The 6728-nt window shown below is 72.9% G+C and carries 8 protein-coding genes; 4 read left to right on the top strand and 4 right to left on the bottom strand.

Going from position 1 to position 6728, the window contains the following annotated elements; translation table 11 throughout:
• From EYA84_RS22980 to EYA84_RS22965, 4 genes are all read left to right on the top strand, one after another.
• Positions 1 to 976 (top strand): FAD-dependent oxidoreductase (locus EYA84_RS22980; RefSeq protein WP_131055224.1); only part of this gene is annotated, 976 nt, incomplete at its 5' end.
• Complete coding sequence (gene nirB / locus EYA84_RS22975) at positions 973 to 3495, top strand: nitrite reductase large subunit NirB (protein ID WP_131055222.1); 2523 nt, start codon at positions 973 to 975, stop codon at positions 3493 to 3495. The genes EYA84_RS22980 and nirB, both read left to right, overlap by 4 nt.
• The gene (gene nirD / locus EYA84_RS22970; RefSeq protein ID WP_131055220.1) at positions 3492 to 3839 is read left to right on the top strand and encodes a nitrite reductase small subunit NirD; all 348 of its coding nucleotides are present in this window, start codon (positions 3492 to 3494) and stop codon (positions 3837 to 3839) included. The genes nirB and nirD overlap by 4 nt, the downstream gene beginning before the upstream one ends.
• Positions 3840 to 4928: a uroporphyrinogen-III synthase gene (locus EYA84_RS22965; RefSeq protein WP_131055218.1), complete on the top strand. Its 1089-nt coding sequence runs from the start codon at positions 3840 to 3842 to the stop codon at positions 4926 to 4928.
• Positions 4929 to 4980: 52 nt separating this feature from the next.
• Here the strand turns inward: EYA84_RS22965 and EYA84_RS22960 are convergent, their stop codons facing one another.
• From EYA84_RS22960 to EYA84_RS22945, 4 genes are all read right to left on the bottom strand, one after another.
• Positions 4981 to 5604 carry an ATP/GTP-binding protein gene (locus tag EYA84_RS22960; RefSeq protein ID WP_131055216.1) on the bottom strand — a complete coding sequence of 208 codons (624 nt, stop codon included), beginning with the start codon at positions 5602 to 5604 and terminating at the stop codon, positions 4981 to 4983.
• On the bottom strand, positions 5585 to 5950 hold the full coding sequence (locus EYA84_RS22955; protein ID WP_117226208.1) for a DUF742 domain-containing protein: 366 nt from the start codon (positions 5948 to 5950) through the stop codon (positions 5585 to 5587). The genes EYA84_RS22960 and EYA84_RS22955 overlap by 20 nt, the downstream gene beginning before the upstream one ends.
• Before the next feature lie 86 nt (positions 5951 to 6036).
• The gene (locus tag EYA84_RS22950) at positions 6037 to 6444 is read right to left on the bottom strand and encodes a roadblock/LC7 domain-containing protein (protein ID WP_007465177.1); all 408 of its coding nucleotides are present in this window, start codon (positions 6442 to 6444) and stop codon (positions 6037 to 6039) included.
• Positions 6441 to 6728: hypothetical protein (locus EYA84_RS22945; RefSeq protein ID WP_131055214.1), on the bottom strand; the 288-nt coding region annotated here is incomplete at its 5' end. The genes EYA84_RS22945 and EYA84_RS22950, both read right to left, overlap by 4 nt.

Here is a 6728-nt window from a genome sequence, read left to right as displayed (position 1 = left end):
GCTCGGCCTGGAGGCGGCCCGGGGGCTCGCCGCCCGAGGGCTCGGCGTCGCGGTGGTGCACCGGGTGCCGTACCTGATGGAGCGGCAGCTCGATGCCGTGGCCGCCACGATGCTGGCCGGTACGCTCGCCGACCTGGGGGTGACCACCCATCTGGCCGTCACGCCGACGGCGCTCGCGGCCGACGCCTCCGGGGTACGCCTGGAGCTGTCCGACGGCCGGTGCCTCGACGCCGACCTGCTGGTGCTCGCCTGCGGGGTACGCCCGGAGACCGCCCTGGCCGAGGCGGCCGGACTGGCGGTGGACCGGGGTGTGCGGGTCGACGACCGACTGCGGACCGGCGATCCACGGGTCTCGGCGATCGGCGACTGCGCGCAGCACGGCTCCGCGCCGACGGGGCTGGTGGCACCGGCCTGGGCGCAGGCCCGGGTGGTCGCACACCTGCTGACCGGCGAGGATCCGTCGGCCCGGTACCGGCCCCGGCCGGTGGTGACCCGGCTCAAGGCGGCCGGCATCGACCTGGCCTCGATGGGCGACCCGACCGGCGGCCCGGGCGAGGAGCTGACCTTCGCCGACCCGGCCCGTGGCACGTACGCCCGGTTGCGGATCCACGACGAGCGGCTGGCCGGCGCGATCCTGCTCGGCGACAACCCGTCGGTGGGCACCGTCGTCCAGTTGTTCGACCGGGGTCAACCGGTCCCCGCCGACCGACGGGCGCTGCTGCTGGGCCGGTCGCTCGGTGGTGCGGTCGCGGCTCCGGCCGCCTCCCCGGCGTTGATGCCGGACGCGGCCACGGTGTGTCAGTGCAACACGGTCAGCAAGGGCGCGCTGGTGGCCTGCTGGCGCGGCGGAGCCCGGACCGTCGACGAGGTCGTCGCCCGGACCAGGGCCGGGACCGGCTGCGGCGGTTGCCGCGACGCGGTCGCCGGCATCGTCGACTGGTTGTCCAGATCGGATCCGGTGGAGGTGGGACGATGACCGGTGGCAACGTGGTCGTGATCGGCAACGGCATGGTCGGGCAACGGTTCGTCGACGCGGTGCGGTCACGCGACCCGGGGGGACGGTGGCGGGTCACCGTCCTCGCCGAGGAGACCCGACCCGCGTACGACCGGGTGCGGCTCTCCGCGTTCTTCGACGGGGCCGACGCGGACGAGTTGAACCTGCACACCCCGCACGACGGCGTCGAGTTGCGCCTCGGCGAGGCGGCCACCGGGGTGGACCGGGCCCGTCGGGTGGTGTCCACGGCGACCGGCGAGCACCCGTACGACGTGCTGGTCCTGGCCACCGGGTCGTCGGCGTTCGTGCCGCCGGTGGCGGGTACGGACCTGCCGGGGGTGTTCGTCTACCGGACGCTGGACGACCTCGCGGCGATCCGCGAGCACGCCCGGGGCCGACGCACCGGCGCGGTGATCGGCGGCGGTCTGCTCGGCCTGGAGGCGGCGAACGCGCTGCGCCTGCTCGGTCTGGCCACCCGCGTGGTGGAGTTCGCGCCCCGGCTGATGCCGGTGCAGGTCGACACCGCCGGTGGCGCGATGCTGCGCCGCTACGTCGAGGAGTTGGGGGTGGCCTGTCACCTGGGGGTGGCGACCACCGCGTTGCGACCCGGCCCGGACGGCGCGGTCGGCGGCCTGGAGCTGGCCGACGGCACGCTGCTCGACGCCGACGTGGTGGTGGTGGCCGCCGGCATCCGTCCCCGCGACGAGGTGGCCCGTGCGGCCGGACTGGAGGTCGGCCCGCGCGGTGGGGTGCTGGTCGACGACGCCTGCCGCACCTCCGACGAGCGGATCTACGCGGTCGGCGAGTGCGCGGCGGTGCAGGGCACCTGCTACGGCCTGGTCGCCCCCGGGTACGCGATGGCCGAGGTGGTGGCGGATCGGCTGGTCGGCGGGGAGGCCACCTTCCCGGGTGCGGACACCGCCACCAAGCTGAAGCTGCTCGGCGTCGACGTGGCCTCCTTCGGTGACGCGCACGGCACCACGCCGGGTTGCCTGGACGTGACCTGGACCGATCCGGCCACCCGGGTCTACGCCAAACTGGTGCTCTCCGACGACGCGACGACGCTTCTCGGCGGCGTGCTGGTGGGTGACGCGTCGGCGTACCCGACGTTGCGGGCCAGCGTCGGCGGGCCGTTGCCGGCCGCGCCGCTGGCGTTGCTCGCCCCGGAGCAGGCGGCGGGCGCGACGGCGGGCGCGCTGCCGGCGTCCGCCCAGGTCTGTTCCTGCAACGCGGTCACCCGGGGCGACGTCGACGCGGCGATCGCGGGCGGCTGCGCGGACGTGCCGGCGCTGAAGGCGTGCACCCGGGCCGGCACCAGTTGCGGTTCGTGCGTCCCGATGCTCAAACAGTTGCTCGACGCGGCCGGTGTGGTCCAGTCCCGGGCGTTGTGCGAGCACTTCGACGTCAGCCGGCAGGAACTGTTCGACATCGTCCGGGTACGCGGCATCCGGACGTTCTCCCGGCTGATCGCCGAGCACGGCCGGGGGCGGGGCTGCGACATCTGCAAGCCGGTCGTCGCCTCGATCCTCGCCTCGCTCGGCAACGGGCACATCCTCGACGGCGAGCAGGCGTCGTTGCAGGACACCAACGACCACTTCCTGGCGAACCTGCAACGGGACGGCAGCTACTCGGTGGTGCCGCGGATCCCGGGCGGGGAGATCACCCCGGAGAAGCTGATCGTGATCGGTGAGGTGGCCCGCGACTTCCGGCTCTACACCAAAATCACCGGCGGGCAGCGGATCGACCTGTTCGGCGCCCGGGTCGACCAGTTGCCGCAGATCTGGCGTCGGCTGGTCGACGCCGGTTTCGAGTCCGGGCACGCGTACGGCAAGGCGCTGCGGACGGTGAAGTCCTGCGTCGGCTCCACCTGGTGCCGGTACGGGGTGCAGGACGCCGTCGGACTGGCCGTCGCCCTAGAGCTGCGGTACCGGGGACTCCGCGCGCCACACAAGCTCAAGTCAGCGGTCTCCGGCTGCGCCCGGGAATGCGCCGAGGCCCGCAGCAAGGACTTCGGCATCATCGCCACCGAGACCGGCTGGAACCTCTACGTCGGCGGCAACGGAGGCTTCCGGCCCCGGCACGCCGACCTGTTCGCCACCGACCTCTCCACCGAGGCGCTGATCAGGACGATCGACAGGTTCCTGATGTACTACGTCCGCACCGCAGACCGGCTGCAACGCACCGCCGTCTGGATCGAGGCGATGGAGGGCGGGCTCGACCACCTCCGCTCGGTGATCGTCGACGACTCGCTCGGCCTCTGCGCGGACCTGGACGCCGCGATGGCCCGACACGTCACGTCCTACTCGGACGAGTGGCGGGACGTGCTCGACGACCCGGACCGGCTGCGCCGCTTCACCTCCTTCGTGAACGCGCCGGACGTACCCGATCCGTCGATCACCTTCGCCACCGAACGCGGACAACCCGTCCCGGTCGGCGGCCGACCACCCGCACCCGACGGCCGCCAGCCGGTCACCCTCGGCCTGCCGGAGGTACGGCGATGAGCATCGCGACGACGCTGCGCTGGCACGTGGTCTGCCCGCTGGACCGGCTGGACCCGGACCGGGGCGTCGCCGCCCTCGTCGACGGGGTGCAGGTGGCGGTCTTCCGCACCGGAGACGGGTTGTACGCGATCGACAACCGCGACCCGGTCGCCGAGGCGTACGTGCTGTCCCGGGGCATCGTGGGCAGCCGGCAGGGCGTGCCGACGGTCGCCTCGCCGCTGCACAAGCAGGTGTACGACCTGCGCACGGGGGTTTGTCTCGACCTGCCCGGCGTCGCCGTGGCCCGGCACGAGATCCGTTGCCGGAACGGCATGGTCGAGGTGCGGCTGCGACAGGAGGGGTGAATGGGCGAGGAACTGGCCGGCTTCACCATCGGGGTGACCGCCGACCGACGGCGGGACGAACTCGCCGCGCTACTGCAACGGCGCGGTGCCCGGGTGGTGCTCGCTCCCGCCCTGCGGATCGTGCCGCTCGCCGACGACACCGAGTTGCGCGAGGCGACCCGTACCTGCCTCGACCGGCCACCGGACGTGTTGATGGCCAACACCGGGATCGGCATGCGCGGGTGGCTGGAGGCGGCCGAGGGCTGGGGCCTGGCCGAGCCGCTGCGCTCCGTGCTCGGCGGCGCGTACGTGGTGGCCCGGGGGCCGAAGGCCCGGGGGGCGATCCGCGCCGCCGGGCTGCACGACCAGTGGTCCCCGGAGTCGGAGAGCTGCGACGAGGTGGTGGACCACCTGCGTCGGCGGGGAGTCGCCGGGCAGGTGATCGCCATGCAGTTGCACGGCGAGCGGCAACCGGAGTGCACCCGCGCTCTGGAGGACGCCGGTGCCACGGTCATCGAGATCCCGGTCTACCGGTGGGCCCCGCCGACCGACCCGGCCCCGCTGCACCGCCTGGTCGACCTGGTGGCCAGCCGGTTGGTGGACGCGGTCACGTTCACCTCGGCACCGGCCGCGGAGGCGTTGCTGCGGGCCGCCGGTGACCGGACGGAGACGGTGCTGGAGGCCCTGCGCGGTGACGTGCTGGCCAGTTGCGTCGGCCCGGTCACCGCCGAGCCGCTGGTACGCCGGGGCGTGCCGGTGAGCGCGCCGAGCCGGGCGAGGTTGGGTGCGCTGGTCCGCACCATCGTCGACGAGTTGCCCCGCCGGACGGTCACCATCAAGGCCGCCGGACACCTGCTCACGTTGCGGGGCCACGCGGCGGTGATGGACGGTGACCTGAGACCGCTGGCCCCGGCACCGATGGCGGTGCTGCGGGCACTGGCCCAGACACCGGGTCGGGTGCTGTCGCGTACCGCCCTGCTGCGGACCCTGCCGCGTGGCGCCGACGAGCACGCGGTGGAGATGGCGGTGGCCCGGCTCCGGGCCGGGCTGAAGGCCCCCCGGGTGGTGCAGACGGTCGTCAAACGCGGGTACCGACTCCGGGTCGACTGACCGTACGCGGGAGCCCGCCGGTGGAGGTCCACCGACGGGCTCCCGCCGACACTCAGCCCACCGGGGTCGGAAAGCCCCGGTCGTGTTCGGCCTGCAACCGCGCCATGGCGTGCTCGACGACGGTCATCAGCACCCGCTTGACCGAGTCCCGCTGCCGGGCGTCGGTCAGCACCAGCGGTACGTCCGGCGAGATGGCCAGCGCCTCGCGGACCTCCTCCAGTTCGTACTGCTGCGCGCCGTCGAACCGGTTCAGCGCGACCACGTACGGCAGCTTGCGGCTCTCGAAGTAGTCGAGCGGAGCGAACGCGTCGGTGATCCGGCGGGTGTCCACCAGCACCGTGGCACCCACCGCGCCCCGAATGATCTCGTCCCACATGAACCAGAACCGGGTCTGCCCAGGTGTGCCGAAGAGGTACAGGATCAGGTCCTGTGCCATGGTGATACGGCCGAAGTCCATGGCGACCGTGGTGGTCTCCTTGCCCGGCACCTTGGACGGGTCGTCGATACCGACGCCCGCCGCGGTCATCACCGCCTCGGTGGTCAGCGGTGTGATCTCCGAGATCGCCCCGACCAACGTGGTCTTGCCGACACCGAAGCCACCCGCGACGACGATCTTCGCGGAGATGATTCCCCGGCTCTGGCGGGCCCCGGCGGGGTCATAGCTCGCGAAGTCCACTCAGCACCCTTCCCAGCATTTCCATCCGCTCCTCGAAACCTGTGGCGGGAGCGGCCGTCTGTAGCGTCAACAGGCCCTCGGCCACCATGTCGGCGACCAACACCCGGGCGACACCCAGCGGTAGCCGGGTGTACGCGGCGATTTCCGCCAGCGATTCGGGCCGGCTCTCGCAGACCATGGCGATGCGATGCTTGTCATGCCCGGCAAACCGCGACTCGGCGATCTGGGTGGGGCTGGCGACCAGCACCGCTTCCAAGGCGATGTCCTGCCGCGGCTCGGTCCGTCCCCGGGTGACCGCGTACGGCCGCACCAGTGCACCACGCGGGTCACGTCGGTGTTGCTCCATCCGCGATCACCTCCTCTCCCCTCCGCCGGCATGTCGCCACCGGATCTCCTCCGTACCGGCGCGGGGTTGCGCCGGTCCTGTCCCTGTTATGACCGCACCGCGTCCCGGGGCAGCGGCACCAGCGCCGCGCCGACCCGCTCGACCAGCAGTGCCATCTCGTAGCCCACCTGCCCGACGTCGCAGCTTCGCGCCGCGAGCACGGCCATCGACGATCCGTCGCTGATCGACATCAGGAACAGGTAGCCGCTGTCCATCTCGATGACCGTCTGCAGCACCCCGCCGGCACTGAACATCCGCGCGGCGCCCTCGGTCAGGCTCACCACGCCGGAGGTGATCGCGGCGAGCTGGTCCGCCCGGTCCCCCGGCAGGTCACGGGAGGAAGCGAGTAGCAGTCCGTCGGCGGACACCGCCACCACGTGGGCGATACCCGCCACGCTGTCGGCGAAGTTGGTGAGCAGCCAACCCATGTCCTGCATGGCCGCTGGCCTGTTCATCGGCTCGTCTCCTTGGTCGAGGTGCTGTCCTGGCTCGCTCCGGCCGTCCGTCCGCGCTGCACGCCACGGTGGTAGGCCGAGAGCAGACCGCGTACTTCGTCCGGCGTACGGCGGCTGCGCTCACGTCCGCTGCGGGGCTCGATCCCACCGGGGACGAGCTGCTGCTGCGGCACCCGCTTGGGCAGTCCGGACCGGGTGGTGCCGGCCGGGGTCGGCTCGGCCGCCTTGCTGGCCCGCGTCCAGCCGTCGTCGGCCGCGGTCCGCCAGGCGTCGGACTCCGAGGC

Origin of the sequence: Verrucosispora sp. SN26_14.1, from assembly GCF_004307965.1 — a bacterium.
Classification (GTDB): Bacteria; Actinomycetota; Actinomycetes; order Mycobacteriales; family Micromonosporaceae; genus Micromonospora.
Note: the sequence above shows the minus strand (reverse complement) of the source record. Positions and strands in the feature narration are given on the sequence as shown.